Consider the following 17,271-nt stretch of genomic DNA (forward strand, 5'->3'; position numbering starts at 1 on the left):
CCTTCTTCTTTCCCCAGTAAATAATATCGGTTATTAAAATTGTTGTGCCAATGTCATTGGTGTCCTGGCATGAACTCCAAAAGAGGTTTAATAACTCCAACAACAAAAAAGATACCAATATGCTTTGGTATCTTCATCTAAATCGAGTCCCTCAATAAAGTGGATCAGTTACAAAAGCCTGTATATTTATTTGAATCATTTTTTACTCAATACGGGGATAATATGGGCACTGTTTTTAATCCGTCCAATTAAAAAAATGAAGGTTCTTCCCCTTCCCATTAGTCCCAAACTTGATCTCCTGCAATTTTAAAACCAGCTTTTGAAGGTCTATCTTATCTACGAAGTGAGTTTTTTAATGAACTAATCTCCAAAACCACCTAATTCCCCATCGCACAGATTCTTCATGAGAACCAAAAAGTTATTGCGGTCTCACCGAAAATTTAAATTGCGGTGCCTTATTGCCTTTTTCTGCGAACGAAAACTTGTTAATATTTACATTACTAGTAGAGTTAAGGGAAGGGTGAATATCTTGATATCATCACATCAGCTGAAGTGGGAATGAAGATTAATGAATGGCATAGGCATATTCAAAAATTCAACGTTACTGATGCTGAAATGTTAAAAGCTGAAATAGAACGTGATATAGAGGTTATGGAAGAAGATCAAGATTTGCTTATTTATTATCAATTGATGGCCTTTCGCCATAAAATTATGTTAGAATACACGCTGCCAACTGATGAAAATCGAATGGAACTTTCAGAATATTTAAATAAAATAGAAGGGCATAAGAAAAAACTAGATAATATGCGCGCTTATTATTATAACTTCTTCCGCGGGATGTATGAGTTTAGAAACGGTGAATACACAAAGGCCATTACATATTACAAAAAAGCTGAACGCAAAATTCCAACGATCTCTGACAAGATTGAAAAAGCTGAGTTTTATTTTAAGTTATCCGAAGTCTATTATCATATGAAAATGACTCATATCTCAATGCACTACGCCGAGCTTTCATACAATATCTATAAAAAACATGAACTTTATTCTGTTCGGCGTATACAGTGCCATTTTGTCATAGCCGGTAACTACGATGACCTTGAAAACCATGAAAAAGCTCTCCCCCACCTTCAAGAAGCTTTAAAAGGTGCTGAGCTGCTTAAAAGTAAAAATACTCACATCTATGCCACCGCATTTTTCAATCTCGGCAATTGCTATCACAAAATGGACAACTTAAATAAGGCTGCTCGTTACATCGAACAAGCCTTGGTTCAATACAGAAAAATTAACTCTGACGTACTTCCGCAAGCTTATCATGACCTAGCATTGATTTATTTTAAACAAGGCAAAAAAGAACAAGCAATGGATTGCTTCCGCAAAGGAATTAGAAGTGCTGTAGATTTTAAAGACGAACTTTTTATGAACTTATTTGAAGCATTAGACGTTCTTTATATAAGAAATGGCGATACACCTAAACTCCTCAACATTTTCTCTCGTTTAGAGAACGGCAAAGGATACCCTTATCTGGAAGATCTGGCATTGTTAGGAGGCAACCTTTTCGATTATAATGGAAAAATAGAGGATAGCGTCATCTGTTTCAAGAAGATGGTATATGCTCAAAAGCAAATATCGAAAGGGGAATGCATGTATGAAATCTAAATTGTTTATCAGTTTATCCGCCGTTTTAATTGGACTTGCCTTTTTCGGATCTATGTCTAATGGCGAAATGAAGGAAGCATCCCGGAATGTAACTCTAGCACCTACTCATGAATTCCTTGTTTGATTCGATAAACAACATTAGTTCTAATTCCCTTTAGCCGTTGCATAACGGCTTTTTCTTATTTTATCCATGAAAAGCATTTCACAAAAGCTGGCAAGCCCAAAAAACTAGATCAAAAGACACAGATCGAATGATTCATTTCCACCCTTTGATCCACATAACATTTAGTTTCAACATTCTTCCATGGTAATATTTTGTTATGACGATTAAATGAAAGGATATGATCATGAAAGTATTTGAAGCCAAAACCTTGCTCCCCGAGGCTGAAAAGCGAGCAAAGGAATACAAAGATTTAAAAAGTAAAATGGTCAAATTAAAGAAAGCGTTCAAAGCTGTTGCAGATTTAGATGATAGCGGAGTTTTCAGGCAAAGGTGCTAATAACATCAAATCATTTTATGAAGATCAAGCTGGCATTGCTGACCAATGGATTGATTTAATTGAGATGAAAATTTCTTTCTTAACGAGTATTCCTGGTTTCTTAGAAGACGCCAACTTATCAGATGCCTACATAGAAGAAACCTTTTTAGCGCATGAGCTTGCTAACGCCTCCACCAAATCAAAATCCATCATGTCTGAACAGAAAAAAGCCATGCAAGATATATTAAATGATATCAACGATATACTGCCTTTGGATCTGTTCTCGACAGAAACTTTTAAAAATGAACTTTCGTCTGCCGAAAAGAAACGAAAAGAAGCCATTGAGAAAATGGATGAAGTTGACGAAAACTTAACATCAGAATACGGACTATCAGAAGCAAATGAACAAATGATTCAAGCTGATTATCAAGCTTTAATGAATGCGACAGCAAAAGGCAAAAGCACCTCTCCTATTCACTATAATGCAAAGGCTTATAGAGACAGTGAGATTCACAAGATGACTGAGGATGTAAAGAAACAATCAACAGACTACATCTCTTTTAAGGACCAACAGACGGAACAAAGAAGAATTGCAAAAGAACAAGAAGAACTGGCGAACAGACCATGGTATGAAAAGTCTTGGGATGCTGTTTGTAATTTTACAGGAAAGGTCTCTGGATATTATGATTATAAAAGAGCCGCTGATGGGGTTGATCCTGTTACCGGCGAAAAGCTAACTGCTGGACAACGGGTCGCTGCCGGTGCAATGGCTGCGGCAGGATACATCCCTATCGTAGGATGGGCAGGTAAATTAGCTAAAGGTGGAAAAGCTGTTTATTCAACAAGTAAAGCATTGTATAAAGCAGACAAAGCTCTCGATGTATACAAAACACCTAAGACATTCCATGCTCTTCAAAACTCCAGCAAAGGACTTTATGGACTTGCTTCTGCAAATGGTTTTAGTGAGGCTATAACAGGACATGACATGTTCGGAAATAAAGTTTCTGATGAACAAAGACAAAATAGTATTAATTTAGCCTTGTCTGCTTTTGTTCCGTTTGGAGTCCATGGGGTAAGTGGGAAACTAAATGCGAAGTCTAAATCCACCAGCGGCATTGCAAGTGGCGCAAATAAAAATTATCATGAATCCAGAAGTGCTAGTCTAAGAGAAATCAAACGACAGTTAAATATCCCCAGAACGCAACAACCCGCTAGTCAAAAAATGGTCCCTCTAACGGACAGCAACGGTAATAGGATACTTAATGAGAAAAAACAACCTGTGATGACTCGAGAATTAACCTACGAAATTAATGGCAAAAAAATTGTAATACAAGATCACTCACATGGCCATGATTTTGGTGAGGGCGGCATTGGAAATCAACCTTCCCATCACAATGTTAGACCTGAAAACAATACACGAAATGGTAAAGTAGATGGTATGGAAGACCATTACTACTTTGATAGAAGAAACAGAAAATAATTGAAATAAGGAGCATTAAAATGATTAATGAAGAAAAATTCATGAATCCTCAAGCTATTATCAATATATTTGGGAGTATGCCCAATTTTACTGACGCGGAATTAATGAATGTTGAATTAAATAGAGATGGCCCCTGCTTATTTGTGCGTCTTATGACAAAAGAAGTTGTTGAGAATAAACCTAAACGCTGGGGAAAGTGGGATGTTGTTTATGTAGAAATGTCTTTTATAGGCGTTCAGGATTTACTGATAAAAAATCTCGGAACAAATAATATTGTTGATCAATTTGAAATTAGTGAACTTAATAGTAATGGCTCATTAAAAATAAAGTGCAATAATCAAATGCAACTCGAATGTCTTTTTGATTGGGCCAGAATCGAAAACATCACTCCAGGTTTATTGGGGATCTCTTAACTGGACAATATGACAGAGTGGAGATTTGCTGAAGAGCCTATTGGGGAGACAACCGTTAAAAAAATCGAAAAGGCATTAGATATTAAGTTCCCTAGCGACTATGTTACAACTATATTAAACAACAATGGGGCGCGCCCAAAAAAAAAGATATTTGACTTTAAAAATACAAAAGGTGCTGTTTTTAATCGATTACATGGTCTAACTGAGGATAGTTCAAGTTTTATTTTAGAGGTCTTAGAAGATTACCAGGATGGAAGAATGCTTCCTGGGATAGTTCCTTTTGCTTGTGATCCTTTCGGTAAAGAAATCTGCTTCGATTATCGTCTGAATAAAGAGAATCCATCCGTAGTTTTCTGGGATCACGAGATTGCATATGAAGATCCTGATAAAGCTTTGAGTCATATATGTGATTCATTTACAGAGTTGGTTAATAAACTATACAAGGAATAAACGAATAAAGCCTTTCCCCTTCTTTTTGAGGAGAAAGGCTCTTTAATACTTTCTCCGGTATAAAAAGGTGGCAAGCTCTTCTCGTTATGAGAGTGCTTTAAATGATTAATTAATTAATTCGGAGTGAAAATGAAATGGACAATAAAATAAAGAATTAATTAATTATTTCTTTAAGGTTATGGGTGATGAACAATTTATACGAATTTTAGAGAAATTCTCCAACGGAGAAGGTTACGGTATAGAGATTACGGTATAGAGAATGTCTGGTGTGTATTTCTGATGACTACGAAGAGTGGGAAGAAGATTACTTTGGAGATGAGGGTATAGCTTTTTATTTCGATTACCCAGCAGTCAAAGAAAATGAAGAAGTACTTTTAGATTACGAAAATTTCTATAAATATTTAAATGAAATTGTTAGTGAATATTTAGAACGACATTCAGTAAATGAACCCGAGGTAGAGAAATACATGAAAAGAATTAAGGATAGGTATGAAATTAAGGTATAAACAAAACTGCTATCCGTTATATAAAAAATAATCTTGAAGAGAAAAATAACATATGAAATATTCATACAAATTTAAAGAAGATCCATTTGGTGATTTAGGAATAGTATTGCCAGAAGAAATCAGTATTTTCTCTGATTTCATTGAAAACATCGCTACAGAAGAACAGGCCAACGAGTATATAGATTACATTGAGAAGGTTTCAGAAGGGATATATGAAGATTTTGAGATTGAGTTAAATGCTACAAGTGTTCTCATCAAGAAAGATGTGACAATTGTTGAAAACTCTTTTAGGATAGAAGAACCCTATGAAAACTCAATTGAAACCGATCAATTTAGAGAATTGCTATTAATATGGCGAGATAAAATTCCAGATATATTTAAAGATTGAATAAATTTAAAACCCTTCTTACATAAAGAAGGGTTTTACATATCGAGGCGGAGATACCATATGGTTGAATGGGATTTCGGAGAGCAACCTGTTAATAACGAGGAAATTATTGAAGTAGAAAACACGTTACCAGGAACTCCTGGAAAAGTCAGCCCGCTTTTTTCGCGCCCGATTGTGTGAAAGATCGTTATTGAACTAAAGCCCCCGATAGTTGAATAAGAATAAGAAAAAGCAAAAGAACTTGCTATTTCTCAAATACATCCAGCAAATTTTCAATGTTAGTTTGTTTTTCATACATACTAATAAAAAAATAAAACCTTGTTAAAACTTTACAAGACACACTGAATTGACTATAGTCTAATTAGACCAAAATATTGATGTAAAGAAGTGAAAAATAAGATGATAAAGTCTTTTTTAATGTTGGGGCAGTCGAATATGGCGGGCCGTGGATTTTTGAATGAAGTAGACCCTATCTATAATGAAAAAATAAAAATGCTGCGCAATGGACAGTGGCAGATGATGACAGAGCCGATTAATTACGACCGTCCGGTTTCCGGCGTTGGCCTGGCGGCATCTTTTGCAGATGCATGGTCGAAAGCTCATCCCGATGAAGAAATTGGCTTGATCCCTTGTGCGGAAGGTGGCAGTTCATTGAATGACTGGCATCCGGAAGGCATCCTTTTTCAGCATGCTTTGTCCGAAGCCCGCTTCGCCCTCCGGTCCAGTCAAATTTGTGGAATCCTTTGGCACCAAGGTGAGAGTGACAGTTATCGTTCGCTACATGAAACTTATTACGAGAAATTAACTCTTATCATCGAGACGCTAAGAAACGAGTTGAAACTTGATGAGGTACCGTTGATTATTGGAGGGCTTGGTGACTTTCTTGGTAAGACCGGTTTTGGACAGCACGCGACTGAATTTCGACAGGTTAATGAACAATTGCTGCGTTTTGCTAATGAACAACAGAATTGTTATTTTGTTACTGCAGCAGGTTTGACTGCGAATCCTGATGGCATTCATTTAGACGCAGCTTCACAACGCAAATTCGGTTACCGCTATTTCGAGGCTTTTTCGAAAAAGCACCATATCCTGAAACCCATTTCGGGAGAGGAGCAATCACTGAAAGTGAATGGTGACTATTCTAAAACAGAACAGATTTACCTTCATAGTATGGATTTGGCTTCGGGTAAAATCACGTACGCGGAATTTGAGGCGCGGATGGCGAAGGTGATGAAACCATAATTCCCTTACTTATCCTTGGCTTGCTAATCCAAAACCCCGGAGCTCACGGCTATGAACTTCTGGCCTTAATGGAAAAACGTCATTACAAATACATTGTTAACTTCACGAAAGGTTCATTTTATTACAATCTGCAGCAACTTGAAGAAAAGTGTTTTATTGAACAGATTCAGCAGAAACCCTCAACCAGTGGGCGTGAAATCCGTAACTTTAAAGTCACAGAATCGGGAAGGGCAGAATTCGAAAAATTAATGATCAAATACGGCACCAAATCGGAATATGTGAACCTGCAATTTTATGGGGCGTTACTCTTTGCCGATGAATTCAACAAAAATAAATTACTGGATCTGATCCAATCACAAATCGACCAGACTAAAACTCGAATCGAGCTCCTTGATGAATACCTGTCCATCACTCAAGAAATTCCTGGCACAATCAATTACTTTCGCCGTATGAACGAAAATTCCCGTTCACACCACTTGGTTAATTTAGAGTGGTTCGAAAAATTGAAAGCAGAAATAGAGTGAACTATTGCATAATAAAAAAATGCAATGTTAAATATATAAGAATATTAGTTACCTAAATATAAAACCTGTGTCGTAGATATCTAGTAACATCATTGATACAGGTTTTATACTCCTTCTTTAAATAAACCAGTAATAGGGTTGTTAACACTTGCCCCCCCAACAAGAGCAAGTGAATCTGCTGCGTGTTCTTCTTTTTCAATCCATCGTATTATCCTTCTTTTAAAATACTCAAATTCTTCTCTGTTTAAATATTCCGTGTATAAAAATGCTAATTGACAGTAGACAATACTAATTCAAATACTTTATATGGGTCTATCATATAGATTGGTACGAGTCATCCATTATCAAAAAGAATTTCATCCTGTACTTGAAACATTTATTGAACGTTATGTAAATGTCTTAACATAAAAAAGAAAGGCCAACATTTAAAACACTCTGTTGGTCTTTCTTTTAATCATACGTAAGAAAGTGATCTGTTACAGAATATCCAACCAAATTTTAACGGTCGTCACCAAAATCAGTAAAGCTAAGATCCACCGCAGGATTTTTTCATTTACTTTTTGCCCCAGTTTTGCTCCTAGAGGCGAAGCGATTAAACTTGAGATAATAAGAATCAAAGAAGGTAAAAAAAGTACCTGACCTGTGATCACCTTTCCAACTGTTGCGCCAATAGATGAAAGAAGTGTAATCGCAAGAGATGAAGCGACGGTGATTCTTACAGGAATATTTAAAATCGATAACATAATAGGGACTAGGATAAAGGCGCCGCCAGCTCCTAAAATACCTGATACGCCGCCAATAATAAAGGCTAAGAACGAAGCTAACCATTTATTAAATAACACTTCTTTGCCCTCTCTATGTTCTTGTCCTCTTTTAGGTATCAACATTAAAATAACAGCTATAATGGCCAGAATTCCGTATATAAAGTTAATTCCTTTTTCAGATATGAGATGAGAAAAGTAACTACCCAATACACTCCCTATAAGAATACTGCTTCCCATGTAAAGGATTAATTTTTTATTTAAAAACCCACTCCTCCGATAAGCCCAAACACCGCCAAGTGTTGCAAAGAAAACTTGAATAGCTCCTATCCCTGAAACTTCATGGGCTGTTAATGACATCACTCCTACTAAAGAAGGAATGTATAATAACATCGGGTAATTAATAACAGATCCTCCAATACCAATCATTCCAGAAATAAAGGAGCCAATAAACCCTATGATGAAAAGAGTGATAATAAAGGCAATGTCCATTCGGGTTTCCTCCTTTTCAAAGGAAAAGGGTATCTTTTTATTCGATACCCCTTCATATTCATTAGCCTTTTTGAACCCAGAATTTCAATACATCTCCATCTTCAGCTTGCTCTAAGATGTCATGTCCACCTAATTTAGACCATGCTGCTAGGTCACTTTTGAATCCTTTATCAGTTGCATGCACTTCTAATATTTGACCTGATTCCAGTTCATTCATCGCTTTCTTTGTTCTGACGATTGGCATTGGACATGCCAGGCCTTTAGCATCTAATACTTTATCTGATTTCATGTTCATCTCTCCTCTGTTTGTTAATATCACGTAGTGTTACCGAATTGCACAACGGTTTGGCCCAATCTCCATTTCACGCTGTTTTTCTTTCTCCGGGTTGATTTCCCCCATATTTGTTTCACGAATCTCTTGATACGCATTGGGTTGCGGAGGCAAATGATCTGTCACTAGGTGTCTAAATTCTGTTTCATCCGCAATGTTCAAACCATGGTTCTCGGCAAATAATGTACCTAGTTTTTTACCAACACTTCCATCCTCATTGAGCTCATCAATGATCATAAAGTGTGCCGGTAATACAATTAAATCCTTTGATAACGCTTTGTAACGGCTATAAAGAGTTTTTCTTAAATACCCTACCCAATCTTCTGCCATACCGGCTAAATCCGGTCTGCCAATTGAATCGATAAATAAGATATCACCTGAAAGAAGATACTGATTATCCACAATGAAAGAAGTGGAGCCAATGGTATGTCCAGGAGAATAAATCGGTTGAATTTTAATCGTTGTATTTCCAATAATAATATCATTTCCTTCTTCCAACGGCTGATAATCGAATACCACTTCTTCAGCATCTTTAGGCGGTAACCAGTAGGTTGCTTTTGTTTTTTCGGCAATGACTCTCCCACCCGAAATGTGGTCTGCGTGAAGATGTGTATCAAATACGTGAGTAATCGTTACACCTTTCTCCTTTGCAAAATCTATAAACACTTCTGCCATACGCGTAGCATCTACTATGGCTGCTTCTCCATTGGATAATATCATGTATGATAGGCAACCTTTCCCAATTCGAACAAACTGATAAATTTCACCACCATCTTTTAAATCCCCGACTTTTACCGGCTCTAAATGTTCACTCCATGCTTTCATTCCGCCTTTAAGATAGGATACAGAAAGACCTGCTTCTGAAAGCATCTCGGATACCATTACAGATGAACCTTCTTTTGCGCAAACGACTAGCACTTCTATATCAGAAGGAATTTTCTCCAATATATCTTCTACGCCATCTAAAAGATCGAAATAAGGAACATTCAAATGGTCAAAGTCATGCCCTTCAATCTTCCAATCACTAAAATCATTTTCATTACGCACATCCAAAATAAATAAAGGTTCTTTGTTAAAGATTTTTTTTGTCACTTCTTTTGGGGTCATTGCCTTTACGGTCATGTTTCAATACCTCCTATATCGAATCTTTTTTTAATGGGACTAAAATGTTAAGGATACATCAGCATCTTTAGCAAAATCTAAAAAGGTAACAGCCCCGCCTACTTCAATTCCTTCTACAAAATCATCTTTTGTTAAACCCATAACGTCCATCGTCATTTGACAACCAATAAATGTAACACCCATCTCTTGTGCCATTTCAATCAGTTCAGGAATAGACGGCACGTTTGCTTTCTTAAATCCTTCCGCAAAGTGTTCTTTCCCTTTCGGCATTTCTAATTCTTGATGCGCTTGCTTATGAATCAGATTTAATCCCTCGAATGTAAAGAAGATAGATACTTCTTGATCACTTGCTGCTGCGGCAGTCGCAATATTAAAAACTTTATAGGCATCAAATAGACCACCATTTGCCGCAATAATTGCTACTCTTGTACTCATTTGTTATCATCCTTTTCTTATTTATTCTGTTTTACCTGTCCAATCACGCATACCAGGGACAACATTAATAACCTTTTTAAAACCTTGTTTTTTCATCGTTTGAGCTGCCATTTCACTCCTTCTTCCTGAATGGCAAATAATATAAATTTCATCATCTTTGTTTAACTCGTTAGAGCGCTTTTCTACTTCACCAAGAGGGATATGCACAACTCCCGGGATATGAGCGTCTTCATACTCATCTACCTCTCGGACATCTAAAATGTTAAGAGGCTCGTCACTTTCCACTTTCTGTTTGAAAACTTCTAGTGAAACCTCAGGAATAGAAGGTGCGCTTTCTGATGAATGCCCTCCTCCTTTACGAAGAAAATGATGAAGTATTTCTCCCTCTGTTTCAGTACCTAGATATTCGTGACCTGTGCTATTTGCCCATGCTTGCAGATCTGCTGTAAATCCTTTGTCTGTTGCTTGAATTTCTAATACTTCACCAGCTTTTAAATCCTTCATCTTCTTCTTCGTTTTTACAATGGGCATTGGACACGTCAAGCCTTTAGCGTCTAACACAATATTTACCTTCATCATTTTTTCCTCCTTTTCAAATAGGGGTGGGGGTATATAAATATACAAAAAAATAATATTTAAGGTTTTATGGCCATGTATTCATACCACCTTTAATATTTGTGATATTTTTAAATCCTTGTTTTTTCAATACCTTGCTCGCCTTTAAACTTCTCATTCCACTTTGACAAATAACAAAAACTTCTTGGTCTTTCGAAAGTTGACTTGTTTGATGAGCCAATTTTGACAAGGGAATATTTTTGAACTCTTTAATATGCCTTGTACGAAATTCATGAGGTGTTCGTACATCGATAAACTGTTTTCCTTTATTTTTCAGCTCTGACTTTAAATCAGTAGTTGTTATCTGTTTAACACCTTGCACTGGTAAAAATCGTCGAAATACAATCCAAAGTAAAAATAAAATAAGTAAGATATTGATGATAACGCCACAATTCATTGTGTTTCACCTCCTTTATTTAATCTGCATTGGTAATTTTAAATAAATAAGTTGACACTGCCTTCTTCAGCATCTGCCAAATAAGCTGCTACACCAGCATAGTCGATTTCATCCAATAGTTCTTTTTCCTTTAAACCAAGAAGATCCATTGTCATCGTACAAGCTACAAGCTTTACACCCTGTTCTTGAGCCACCTCAATCAACTGAGGCAACGTAAGTGCATTATGCTTTTTCATCACATTTTTAATCATTTTAGGGCCCATACCTGCAAAGTTCATTCTAGATAAACCCATCTTATCAGCACCACGAGGCATCATCTTTCCAAACATTTTTTCAAGAAACCCTTTTTTTACTGGAACCAGCTCTTCTTTACGCAAAGCATTTAATCCCCAAAAAGTATGAAAGATCGTCACTTCATGATCGTAGGCAGCAGCACCATTTGCAATAATATAGGCTGCCATTGCTTTATCATAATCCCCGCTAAATAAAACAATTGTTGTGCGTTTTGTTTGTTCTGTCATGTTTATTCTCCTAACTAATTACCCGTGGGGGTATATTGAGATCAAAAAATTTTTTCGAAAGAACTGCTATTATTCAACTCATTAAATACCGGCAGGGGTATAATATAATACATATAAAAATTCGTCAACCTTAAATATAGGTTGATGAATTTTTTATCGACTCTTTACCAATAAGTCGACTGCTTCTTTTACTAAGTTTTGTGTGTCTTCGCCCTTTTCTAAACTTTCACGAACACAATGTTCAAGGTTTGTGCTCACAATTAAACCCATTGCTCGATCGATAGCATTACGTGAAGCTGCTAGTTGGGTCACAACCTCTCTACAATCTTTTCCTTGTTCCATCATAGTCAATACACCTTTAATTTGTCCTTCTATTCGGCGTAAGCGGTTTTTAATCTTTTGATCATACTCCATATATCGATGAAATCCTTTCTATAATTTATTTTTACATTTACATGTTGCCAATTCATAACTATTTACATGGATACCTTTGTTCTTCAGAAAACGCACTCCTAAATTTAATTCCACCCTATCATGAGCTATTATGTGTATTTTATCACGTGGAATCTCTAAATAAAAACGTTTTAGATACGCATATGGGATGTTTAAAATAATACCATCTGAAAAATTGGGTACATCGTTATATTGGCGAATATCTAATATTGTTATGTCCGTGGTCTCTAATTTATCCTTATGGATACAAGAGATTCCGGTTATAGGATAATAACGTCTATACGTTGCATAGATAATAACAAAAATAAGCAGAAATGCAACAACTAAATAATTGATACTAACCACACCACCTTATTAACCCTTTGTTATTCATAACGCAATAATATACCCCCATAGGTATATAGTCAAGTGTGAAAAACTAATTTCTTTGATCTATTAATTAATTTTAACCTCTAACGACTGAAAAACACTCACATTTCGCTAATGCCAATTCGACTAAAAGTAACTCGAATAAAGAAACAATCCGATTTTCATTTAAATCGACTTGTTTAATCAATTACTTTTAAAATTAGCACAAGACAGTTCATCCGCTCAGCAACTATTTCTAATACGTTGCACAGCATGCATTTCTCCGCTGCATGGATATTAAATTGAGTTTCATTTGCATAAGAACAATTTGCAGGTACTGGTTCCCTATGTTTCATGCCGGATGTGACTCGAATTACTCAGAATTCTGCAGAATATCTATGCTAATCTTCCGCAGCGGCTGCATCTGCTTTGGTTGCATGAACTGTACCAAATGGATGGTTTGGAGGAGCATAAATTGAGTATAGTTTTAACGACGTATTACTGTATTAATCACATTTTTCTGAAAATGCAGGAAATCTTTATATATTATTTAATATAAAATTTTACATTCAACACTAGCATGCATTCGAAGAGTAAGCCTTTCATTTACCAATGCTATTTGTATTTTATTTAGCTGAAAGTTCACCCTCTGTTACCCATTTATAATTTTCCACTTGTTTTCCAATAATTGTCGAAGTGACCGACAACCTTAGAGATCTAATCGGAAGGGATTCATTTGTAAAATTTCTGTTGCTTTTGCAATCAGCTTATCCACAATATCATTCTCAGGTTTCTGCTGAAGCACACCTGGGAATTGCGTTACTTGGCTCGGAAATAAGAATGTCATCTTCATATGATTACCTTCAATTTTATTCGTCTGTAATTGGCGGACTTTTGTATAAAAACGTAATAAATTGTAGATATATTATTTTATTCTCACCCAGACAATGTTTAAAAATATAAGTAATCTATCATATCTAACGATACATGAGCAGATGATGATAGCTACGAAAAAGCTCCCTATCACAAGCCATCGTTTAGAAAAACGATTTATCATTAAAGTAAAGAGCTTGGAATGAAGCTTTCGCAACAAATTCTGAACTTACATAGAAATAAGCAATGGTGCTCGAGTACGATTTAAGCATGATCCCAATCCAAAATCTCCAAACCGGTCACAAGAATCAATACCGAAAGAATTCATGCAGAACTTTGATATTCAATTGTTTAATTAACATTGTTCCGATCGGTGCGGCCACCATGCTGGTGACTACCATGATGAGAGAGGGGCTAGCCAGAATATTACGTCACCAGTCAACATTTTCCCGATGACCATCCAATTGAAGAAATGAAAGTAATGGCAGTGAAGAAGACGATGGTGATATCAATTGGTACCAAGATAAACACGCCCGCAGCTCTAACGGTTCCAGGGCGATTTCCAACAATCAATTCGGATAACACCGCTGTTGTTTTATAGAATGTTACACTGGTCAATTCCCGATAACTGGTTCCACTTAGATGAACATCATGATCTCAGCAATAGTGGCCAAGATGACATAAACGACATTGATGGCATCCGCCGAGAGAATTTGCCACCATATCCTCCAACAGAATCCCGTTAATGATCGTGCTCCCTATGTACAACATCAACTAAAAATGGATGCAGAAAAAGCTTGAATTAAAATGATCCCAAATACATCGTACTGCAATCCACGTGCTAGTGGAATGTACACAAGCATAGGGTAATTGATGTTCGATCCCCCGATTCCGAAGAGACCGGATATATACGATCCTATGAAACAGATCAAAAACAAGTGATAATAAAGCTTACTGTTATATGCTCCCCTTCCACTCACAAGGTAGTTAGAAATAAAAAAGTCGATGCCCTCCACTTGTGTTGAGAAGACAACTTGAATAGAGACAAGGGATTGAACCTTGTCACACTATTGCAAGACCGTCTTTCTGCCACTGGACAATGCCGCCGCTCAAACTCAGTACTTGTTTGAACCCGCCGTTAGCTTGCAGGATGCTAGCCCCAATGGCAGATCGGGCTCCGGAACGGCATTGCACAAGGATCGGATAGTCTCTTTTAATTTCATCCAGCCGTTCTTGGAGCGTTCCCAGCATGATGTGTTGCGCATTCGGAATGTGACCTTCCTGCCACTCAGTCAGATTGCGGACATCAAGTACGTGCACGAACCCGTCTTCCACCAATTTAGCAATATCCAATGGTGCTATTTCCGTGTACGATTCAAGTGTAAAAGTGCCGCTTGCCAAGATTTTGTCACTGTCCATAAACCCTGCCACATTATCAATACCTACAGAGCGCAGCGCTTCCAGGAATTCGTTCACTTCATCCGGATTCGTTATGAAGTACACAGGTCGATTGTAGTCGATGAGCCAGCCTGCCCAGTTCGTAAACGACTTGTTAAATGGAATGTTGATTGTGCCTTTGAGATGCCCTTTTGCAAATTCTTGGAAGGGACGGGTATCTACAATTTGTTCGCTATCCAGCAATCTTTTCACTTGTTCCATTGAAGCTATCTCTGGCGCAACAGGTAAATCTTTAAGCAATGCAGGGCCTTCTTTATTAACTTGTTTCATCACGGAGAAATAGTTTGGCGGTTCTGGTTGCCCTTCAAGCAAGGCTTTTACAAAATCTTCTTCGTTGGTGTATGCCATTGACCAGTTAAATAGCTTTTCGTAACCAACAGTGGAAGAAGGAATCGCCCCCAATGCCTTACCACAAGCGCTTCCCGCACCATGAGCCGGCCAGACCTGCAGATAATCTGGCAGTTGTTTGAACTTCAAGAGGGACTTGAACATGGCTCTTGCGCCACAATCTGCCGTTCCCTTGATGCCAGCCGCTTTTTCCAGCAAGTCGGGTCTGCCGATGTCGCCTACAAAGACGAAATCCCCCGTAAAGATACCAATTGGACGATCCGCATTTCCTCCGCGGTCCGTCAAGAGGAAAGAAATGCTTTCCGGGGTATGGCCGGGGGTATGCATCACCTCAAACATCAGGTTTCCGATGGAAAAGCGATCGCCGTCTTTCACAAGTTGATGTTTCAATTCATCTACATATTGATATTTCCAATCTGCGCCGCCTTCATCGGAAAGATACAGCTTCGCTTGGTGTGTCACGCCGAGTTCGCGGGCACCGGAAACAAAATCGGCGTGAATATGGGTTTCTGCGGCCGCCGCGATGTGTAGTCCTTCTTCTTTGGCTACTTGTAAATATGGGTTTAGATTGCGGCCGGGGTCAATCACAATCGCTTCCCCTGTTTTTTGGCAGCCGACCAGATAGGATGCATGGGCCAGCTTTTCATCGTAAAAGTAGCGCAACAACATATTGGATTCCTCCTCTTGGATCATCAATTATTTTTTTCTGCATGGCTGTTTACACTTTGTCCTCCCTTACATCAGTCCTTTCAACATGCCATTCCAATACATGATGGGAAGCAATCTTCTTTTTAACAGGTACATGCTGAATCGTTCTTTGGACTGATCAAATGGAAACGTTTCTTGCGGCACCTTGTGATAGTTAAACTCGGCCAGCACGAGTTTGTTGTATCCTGTAACCAGCGGGCAAGAGGTATATCCATCGTACTTTGCATCTAATGAAGATCCCTTTATCATAGACATCAGATTTTGCACCACAACCGGAGCCTGTTTACGAATTGCCGCCCCTGTTTTGGACGTCGGCAGGTTGGCACAGTCACCAATTCCGAAAACATTGGCAAACTTTTTGTGTTGCAGAGTGTACGGATCAACATCCACCCATCCGCCGGCATCCGCCAATGTACTTTCTTTTATAAATGCAGGCGCTTTCATCGGTGGAGTCACATGAAGAAGATCGTATGTTAATACCTCCTGTTCCTTGGTCTCCAGATTCTCGAACAAAGCTTCTTTTGAATCCGGCCGAATTTCGATCAGGTTTCGTTTGTACATCGTTTGAATGCTCTTGCGCTGGACAACTTTTTCGAGCGCATTAGCGTATTTCGTGACATCAAAAATGGTTGATTTCGCCGAGGCAAAAATAATTTCGGATTGATTGCGAACATTCGACTTGCGGAAATAATCGTCTGCTAAGTACATAATTTTTTGCGGAGCTCCTCCGCATTTTACAGGAGAATTCGGGTGAGTAAAAATAGCGGTTCCGCCTTTAAAGTTGCGGATGTTTTCCCAAGTGCTATCTACCGTTTGGTACGAGTAGTTGCTACAAACCCCGTTTTTTCCGATCGTACCTTTCAAGCCTTTGATCCCGTCCCAATTGATTTGCAAACCGGCTGCTGCAACGAGATAATCATAGGAAACGATCGTTCCTTGTTTTGTAAGAAGTATGTTCTGATTCGGTCGAAACTCTGTTACAGCATCGCCAATCAAGTCGACACCAGCGGGAATTAAGGTAGCCAGATCTCGTTCAGACTCTTCCTTCTTCGCTGCGCCGCCTCCAACTAATGTCCACAAAGGCTGGTAGTAGTGCTTTGTTTGCGGGTCAATGATGGCAATTTGTCCTTTGAGTTTTTTAGAAATCCGGACGAGACGGGCGGCGACAGAGATGCCAGCAGTCCCAGCTCCTACAATGACAATGGAATAACGAGCGTGTTTTGACATAGTCAACCACCTTTTGTTTTTAAAGTTGATGTTTTTCTTAAAGA

The 17,271-nt window shown here is 38.0% G+C and carries 20 protein-coding genes and 3 pseudogenes; 10 read left to right on the forward strand and 13 right to left on the reverse strand.

Translation table 11 applies throughout. The features are described from left to right. Positions 1 to 558 precede the first annotated feature (558 nt). The 10 genes and pseudogenes from rapE to GYO_RS35255 all read left to right on the forward strand — a co-directional run bounded on the left by rapE (position 559) and on the right by GYO_RS35255 (position 7,138). On the forward strand, positions 559 to 1,656 hold the full coding sequence (rapE, locus tag GYO_RS35215) for a response regulator aspartate phosphatase RapE (RefSeq protein WP_041521012.1): 1,098 nt from the start codon (positions 559 to 561) through the stop codon (positions 1,654 to 1,656). Next, the gene (phrE, locus tag GYO_RS35220) at positions 1,646 to 1,780 is read left to right on the forward strand and encodes a phosphatase RapE inhibitor PhrE (protein ID WP_014114495.1); all 135 of its coding nucleotides are present in this window, start codon (positions 1,646 to 1,648) and stop codon (positions 1,778 to 1,780) included. Before rapE ends, phrE begins: the two co-directional genes overlap by 11 nt. A 223-nt stretch (positions 1,781 to 2,003) precedes the next feature. Then, positions 2,004 to 3,615: pseudogene (locus GYO_RS35225) on the forward strand (T7SS effector LXG polymorphic toxin). Between the two features lie 20 nt (positions 3,616 to 3,635). After that, entirely contained in the window at positions 3,636 to 4,028 is a 393-nt protein-coding gene (locus tag GYO_RS35230) for an immunity 50 family protein (RefSeq protein WP_014114498.1), read from the forward strand. A gap of 9 nt (positions 4,029 to 4,037) precedes the next feature. Then, on the forward strand, positions 4,038 to 4,478 hold the full coding sequence (locus tag GYO_RS35235) for an SMI1/KNR4 family protein (protein ID WP_014114499.1): 441 nt from the start codon (positions 4,038 to 4,040) through the stop codon (positions 4,476 to 4,478). A gap of 178 nt (positions 4,479 to 4,656) precedes the next feature. Further along, positions 4,657 to 4,734 (forward strand): hypothetical protein, encoded by a 78-nt coding sequence (locus GYO_RS44370; RefSeq protein ID WP_503826130.1) that lies wholly within the window; start codon positions 4,657 to 4,659, stop codon positions 4,732 to 4,734. Between the two features lie 10 nt (positions 4,735 to 4,744). Continuing rightward, positions 4,745 to 4,984, forward strand: coding sequence for a ribonuclease toxin immunity protein CdiI (cdiI, locus tag GYO_RS35240; RefSeq protein ID WP_014114500.1), 240 nt, complete (start codon positions 4,745 to 4,747; stop codon positions 4,982 to 4,984). A gap of 52 nt (positions 4,985 to 5,036) precedes the next feature. Next, a complete protein-coding gene (locus GYO_RS35245) occupies positions 5,037 to 5,372 on the forward strand; it encodes a hypothetical protein (RefSeq protein WP_014114501.1) in 336 nt (111 codons plus the stop codon). A gap of 399 nt (positions 5,373 to 5,771) precedes the next feature. After that, a complete protein-coding gene (locus GYO_RS35250; protein ID WP_014114503.1) occupies positions 5,772 to 6,614 on the forward strand; it encodes a sialate O-acetylesterase in 843 nt (280 codons plus the stop codon). Then, positions 6,611 to 7,138, forward strand: a complete 528-nt coding sequence (locus tag GYO_RS35255; protein WP_041521013.1) for a PadR family transcriptional regulator — start codon at positions 6,611 to 6,613, stop codon at positions 7,136 to 7,138. Before GYO_RS35250 ends, GYO_RS35255 begins: the two co-directional genes overlap by 4 nt. A gap of 476 nt (positions 7,139 to 7,614) precedes the next feature. Here the strand turns inward: GYO_RS35255 and GYO_RS35260 are convergent, their stop codons facing one another. The 13 genes and pseudogenes from GYO_RS35260 to GYO_RS35310 form a co-directional block, all read right to left on the reverse strand. Further along, the gene (locus GYO_RS35260; protein ID WP_014114505.1) at positions 7,615 to 8,391 is read right to left on the reverse strand and encodes a sulfite exporter TauE/SafE family protein; all 777 of its coding nucleotides are present in this window, start codon (positions 8,389 to 8,391) and stop codon (positions 7,615 to 7,617) included. 61 nt (positions 8,392 to 8,452) lie between these two features. Then, on the reverse strand, positions 8,453 to 8,680 hold the full coding sequence (locus GYO_RS35265) for a sulfurtransferase TusA family protein (protein WP_014114506.1): 228 nt from the start codon (positions 8,678 to 8,680) through the stop codon (positions 8,453 to 8,455). Between the two features lie 36 nt (positions 8,681 to 8,716). Next, a pseudogene (locus GYO_RS35270) lies at positions 8,717 to 9,851 on the reverse strand (MBL fold metallo-hydrolase). Positions 9,852 to 9,883: 32 nt separating this feature from the next. Next, the gene (locus GYO_RS35275; RefSeq protein ID WP_014114508.1) at positions 9,884 to 10,279 is read right to left on the reverse strand and encodes a DsrE/DsrF/DrsH-like family protein; all 396 of its coding nucleotides are present in this window, start codon (positions 10,277 to 10,279) and stop codon (positions 9,884 to 9,886) included. A gap of 21 nt (positions 10,280 to 10,300) precedes the next feature. Continuing rightward, positions 10,301 to 10,858, reverse strand: coding sequence for a sulfurtransferase TusA family protein (locus tag GYO_RS35280; protein ID WP_014114509.1), 558 nt, complete (start codon positions 10,856 to 10,858; stop codon positions 10,301 to 10,303). Positions 10,859 to 10,922: 64 nt separating this feature from the next. Next, positions 10,923 to 11,291, reverse strand: coding sequence for a rhodanese-like domain-containing protein (locus GYO_RS35285; RefSeq protein WP_014114510.1), 369 nt, complete (start codon positions 11,289 to 11,291; stop codon positions 10,923 to 10,925). 38 nt (positions 11,292 to 11,329) lie between these two features. Further along, positions 11,330 to 11,812 (reverse strand): DsrE/DsrF/DrsH-like family protein, encoded by a 483-nt coding sequence (locus GYO_RS35290; RefSeq protein WP_014114511.1) that lies wholly within the window; start codon positions 11,810 to 11,812, stop codon positions 11,330 to 11,332. Between the two features lie 153 nt (positions 11,813 to 11,965). Then, on the reverse strand, positions 11,966 to 12,226 hold the full coding sequence (locus GYO_RS35295; RefSeq protein ID WP_003237170.1) for a metal-sensitive transcriptional regulator: 261 nt from the start codon (positions 12,224 to 12,226) through the stop codon (positions 11,966 to 11,968). A gap of 18 nt (positions 12,227 to 12,244) precedes the next feature. Further along, positions 12,245 to 12,610, reverse strand: coding sequence for a rhodanese-like domain-containing protein (locus GYO_RS44125; RefSeq protein WP_044059165.1), 366 nt, complete (start codon positions 12,608 to 12,610; stop codon positions 12,245 to 12,247). A 404-nt stretch (positions 12,611 to 13,014) separates the two neighbouring features. Then, positions 13,015 to 13,154, reverse strand: a pseudogene (locus GYO_RS43435) (cupin domain-containing protein); the annotation flags it as partial. Positions 13,155 to 13,322: 168 nt separating this feature from the next. Further along, the gene (locus GYO_RS43880; RefSeq protein WP_014114512.1) at positions 13,323 to 13,466 is read right to left on the reverse strand and encodes a hypothetical protein; all 144 of its coding nucleotides are present in this window, start codon (positions 13,464 to 13,466) and stop codon (positions 13,323 to 13,325) included. 1,082 nt (positions 13,467 to 14,548) lie between these two features. Continuing rightward, positions 14,549 to 15,961 carry an MBL fold metallo-hydrolase gene (locus GYO_RS35305; protein ID WP_014114514.1) on the reverse strand — a complete coding sequence of 471 codons (1,413 nt, stop codon included), beginning with the start codon at positions 15,959 to 15,961 and terminating at the stop codon, positions 14,549 to 14,551. A gap of 66 nt (positions 15,962 to 16,027) precedes the next feature. Further along, the gene (locus GYO_RS35310; protein WP_014114515.1) at positions 16,028 to 17,227 is read right to left on the reverse strand and encodes an NAD(P)/FAD-dependent oxidoreductase; all 1,200 of its coding nucleotides are present in this window, start codon (positions 17,225 to 17,227) and stop codon (positions 16,028 to 16,030) included. Positions 17,228 to 17,271: the final 44 nt, after the last annotated feature.

Origin of the sequence: Bacillus spizizenii TU-B-10, from assembly GCF_000227465.1 — a bacterium.
Lineage (GTDB): Bacteria > Bacillota > Bacilli > Bacillales > Bacillaceae > Bacillus > Bacillus spizizenii.

What these genes read in the sequence shown, in the direction of transcription:
- rapE (WP_041521012.1), top strand. Translation starts at nt 559, where the DNA reads ATGAAGATTAATGAATGGCATAGGCATATTCAAAAATTCAACGTTACT.
- phrE (WP_014114495.1), top strand. Translation starts at nt 1,646, where the DNA reads ATGAAATCTAAATTGTTTATCAGTTTATCCGCCGTTTTAATTGGACTT.
- GYO_RS35230 (WP_014114498.1), top strand. Translation starts at nt 3,636, where the DNA reads ATGATTAATGAAGAAAAATTCATGAATCCTCAAGCTATTATCAATATA.
- GYO_RS35235 (WP_014114499.1), top strand. Translation starts at nt 4,038, where the DNA reads ATGACAGAGTGGAGATTTGCTGAAGAGCCTATTGGGGAGACAACCGTT.
- GYO_RS44370 (WP_503826130.1), top strand. Translation starts at nt 4,657, where the DNA reads ATGGGTGATGAACAATTTATACGAATTTTAGAGAAATTCTCCAACGGA.
- GYO_RS35245 (WP_014114501.1), top strand. Translation starts at nt 5,037, where the DNA reads ATGAAATATTCATACAAATTTAAAGAAGATCCATTTGGTGATTTAGGA.
- GYO_RS35250 (WP_014114503.1), top strand. Translation starts at nt 5,772, where the DNA reads ATGATAAAGTCTTTTTTAATGTTGGGGCAGTCGAATATGGCGGGCCGT.
- GYO_RS35260 (WP_014114505.1), bottom strand. Translation starts at nt 8,391, where the DNA reads ATGGACATTGCCTTTATTATCACTCTTTTCATCATAGGGTTTATTGGC.
- GYO_RS35265 (WP_014114506.1), bottom strand. Translation starts at nt 8,680, where the DNA reads ATGAAATCAGATAAAGTATTAGATGCTAAAGGCCTGGCATGTCCAATG.
- GYO_RS35275 (WP_014114508.1), bottom strand. Translation starts at nt 10,279, where the DNA reads ATGAGTACAAGAGTAGCAATTATTGCGGCAAATGGTGGTCTATTTGAT.
- GYO_RS35280 (WP_014114509.1), bottom strand. Translation starts at nt 10,858, where the DNA reads ATGATGAAGGTAAATATTGTGTTAGACGCTAAAGGCTTGACGTGTCCA.
- GYO_RS35285 (WP_014114510.1), bottom strand. Translation starts at nt 11,291, where the DNA reads ATGAATTGTGGCGTTATCATCAATATCTTACTTATTTTATTTTTACTT.
- GYO_RS35290 (WP_014114511.1), bottom strand. Translation starts at nt 11,812, where the DNA reads ATGACAGAACAAACAAAACGCACAACAATTGTTTTATTTAGCGGGGAT.
- GYO_RS35295 (WP_003237170.1), bottom strand. Translation starts at nt 12,226, where the DNA reads ATGGAGTATGATCAAAAGATTAAAAACCGCTTACGCCGAATAGAAGGA.
- GYO_RS43880 (WP_014114512.1), bottom strand. Translation starts at nt 13,466, where the DNA reads ATGAAGATGACATTCTTATTTCCGAGCCAAGTAACGCAATTCCCAGGT.
- GYO_RS35305 (WP_014114514.1), bottom strand. Translation starts at nt 15,961, where the DNA reads ATGTTGTTGCGCTACTTTTACGATGAAAAGCTGGCCCATGCATCCTAT.
- GYO_RS35310 (WP_014114515.1), bottom strand. Translation starts at nt 17,227, where the DNA reads ATGTCAAAACACGCTCGTTATTCCATTGTCATTGTAGGAGCTGGGACT.